The 2,479-nt window shown below is 34.2% G+C and carries 4 protein-coding genes; all 4 read right to left on the bottom strand.

Annotation, left to right across the window (positions count from 1 at the left end; translation table 11 throughout):
• Nucleotides 1–1,038: 1,038 nt before the first annotated feature.
• Nucleotides 1,039–1,356, bottom strand: a complete 318-nt coding sequence (locus tag AC27FM_RS13275; RefSeq protein ID WP_487088973.1) for a DUF3892 domain-containing protein — start codon at nucleotides 1,354–1,356, stop codon at nucleotides 1,039–1,041.
• A 12-nt stretch (nucleotides 1,357–1,368) separates the two neighbouring features.
• The gene (locus AC27FM_RS13270; protein WP_011117348.1) at nucleotides 1,369–1,539 is read right to left on the bottom strand and encodes a hypothetical protein; all 171 of its coding nucleotides are present in this window, start codon (nucleotides 1,537–1,539) and stop codon (nucleotides 1,369–1,371) included.
• A complete protein-coding gene (locus AC27FM_RS13265) occupies nucleotides 1,536–2,162 on the bottom strand; it encodes a replication protein (protein WP_010001599.1) in 627 nt (208 codons plus the stop codon). The genes AC27FM_RS13270 and AC27FM_RS13265 overlap by 4 nt, the downstream gene beginning before the upstream one ends.
• Before the next feature lie 71 nt (nucleotides 2,163–2,233).
• Nucleotides 2,234–2,398 (bottom strand): transcriptional regulator, encoded by a 165-nt coding sequence (locus AC27FM_RS13260; protein ID WP_011225084.1) that lies wholly within the window; start codon nucleotides 2,396–2,398, stop codon nucleotides 2,234–2,236.
• Nucleotides 2,399–2,479: the final 81 nt, after the last annotated feature.

Genomic DNA, 2,479 nt, shown 5'->3' with positions numbered 1-2,479 from the left:
TTCTTTTTTTATCTTTTCAAAATAAGAGTAACACTTTTCTTACTGTTCAGCAACAAAAAAGTAAGAAAAGTGTTACTTTTTTGACCATGACCAAAAAAAACCAAATTTTGTGGTCAAAAATTGAGCCTGTCATATCAACGTTTCTAGCCATTTTGACCAAATGACCAAATGACCACATAGGGGGGTGTCGTAGTACCCCCCCCAAGGAAACCCAAAATTCAAACCCATGAGGGAATTTCATTCCCTCAAACTCCCTTGAGCCTCCTCCTGCCGAAATATACGGGCGCTACGCTTATTATTTCGTTCAGTTATCGGCTTTCATAATCTAACAGCCAACATCTTCACTGCAAAGCCACGCTACGCTCAAGGGCTTTTCCGCTACGATAACGCCTGTTTTAACGATTATGCCGACAACTAAACGAAATAAACGCTAAAACGTCTCAGAAACGATTTTGAGACGTTTTAATAAACGACCGATAAATTATATTGTCAAATTATAAAAATGCCTTAGAACGAAAAATAGAGCCATTAAAAAGCAAATAAACTCCGATAGCAATAAAAAAACAAAACCAAAACCCAAAAGATAAAAAATAAATACCACAGCAAAAATAAATCAGAGTTCGATTTTTCGAACAATGCGCACTTACACACCACTCCAAAATTGGGTGGTTTTTGTGCTTAAAAAATGTATCAGAAGTCGGCTATCCGACAACAAAAAAGGGCGCTCATTTTGAGCACCCACTTCCCATTTTATAATTAATTTTGTATCTCACCAGTCTCTTTGTTTATGTCCTCTCTGCCGTACTTACGTTCCTGATAAACGGCATCGAAGTATAATTCACCTATACTTTATGTTATAAAGTGTGAGCTCTTTCAGAGGGACGCCTTGCCAGTGGGACAGACCCCACCGCTTATTTTTCTGACGAAAAATTCCGCTCTCGTTATCGAAAATTTTGGCTGTTTTTTACGTAACTTTAAGGCTAGTTAGTAGCTCGCTCTCGCTCATGCAGGGCTACGCCCTACATACCAAATTAAAAACTACTGCTCAGTATAAGCCTTCAATTTTAACAAATTATTTTTTTCAGTATCATCTGCTACTGCGCGAACATATTTAACACCATTACTTTCGACAGCTTCTAACTCAGAATATGGAGATAATTTAACTTTAATTTTAAATCCTTGTTCTCCTTTTGATTTGAGCCAAATATGAATAGCTTCTTTTTTGTAACATCCCTGAATTTTTTCATGATCAACTGTCCAAGTTTCATCTTCGGTTGATTCTAACTTAATTTGAACAATACTTTTTAGATCATGAACATCATTCTCATTAAAACTAATTCCTGTTGCATAAATCATTAAATCACATCCTCATTTTATTATTCCGGTAGGACTTCCATGTAAAGTATAACTCAGTAAATCAACTTCCGTTGATAATTCCACTTCAATTTCCCTATATCTCTCAATTCGCTTTTTTAATTCTTCGTTCTCTTTTTTTAAATCTTTAATTTCAGCTTGTAATTCTTTTTCTCTATCCATCATTCCAATATCTCTCCAGTTTCTCTATCTATTTTTTTAAAAGGCTTATGACGATTAGAGCGTAGATAAGCAGTTAAAAAGATCGTTTGACTTCTAACGGTGGGAAACCAATCATCGAACTTTTCAGATACAGCATAATCAACTAAATCCCCATATTCATAACAGTTAGATTCACGAATCCATTGCACTATTTCTTGCAGAATGACATCCGTATCTACTCCAACATCTGTTAAATATTGACGATATTTAAAACCATTATGAGCAACAACTTCACTTTTATCATACTGATACTTTTCAGGATTGTTTCTGTGCCACAAATATTGAACTGAACCTTGTAAGCTAGCAACTTTTTTTGGTTCTGGTGCATTCATCATTTCAGAGATATATAACGCTTGTTTATAGCTTTTTTTGTTAGTAAACGAAATTATTATATGCCAGTGAGGTTTTTTTATTTCATCAGTCGTTTCGTTTATATCTTTATCATGCAGTGGGCTTTCTATCCACTTTTCTCCTGTTTCATCTAACAATTGTCTCCAATTTTCAGGAGCTGATTCAGGATATACAATCCAACTCCAATTCCTAACACGATTATCTTTTTCATCGTTTTGAATATCTTTTTCAACCATGCTATAATTACCTTATCAAAACAAAAGCAAGAATAGCGATTTCCGTTTCTCTCAAAAAATGCGGAAATCGCTTATTTTTTTTGTTCAGATTCCTTTCTATTTTCGTTAATCCAAGAAGTAATAAGTGCAGACTTACTTAACCCCATACTTTTTGCATTTTTTTCTAAATCATCAGCAACTTCTTTTGTTAGAGTTAACATCACTCTCTTTTTATCATTGCTTACCAAAATGACCACCACCTTCTTTTTTTATCTTTTCAAAATAAGAGTAACACTTTTCTTACTGTTCAGCAACAAAAAAGTAAGAAAAGTGTTACT

The organism is Companilactobacillus sp. y65-5, from assembly GCF_057541095.1.
Note: the sequence above shows the minus strand (reverse complement) of the source record. Positions and strands in the feature narration are given on the sequence as shown.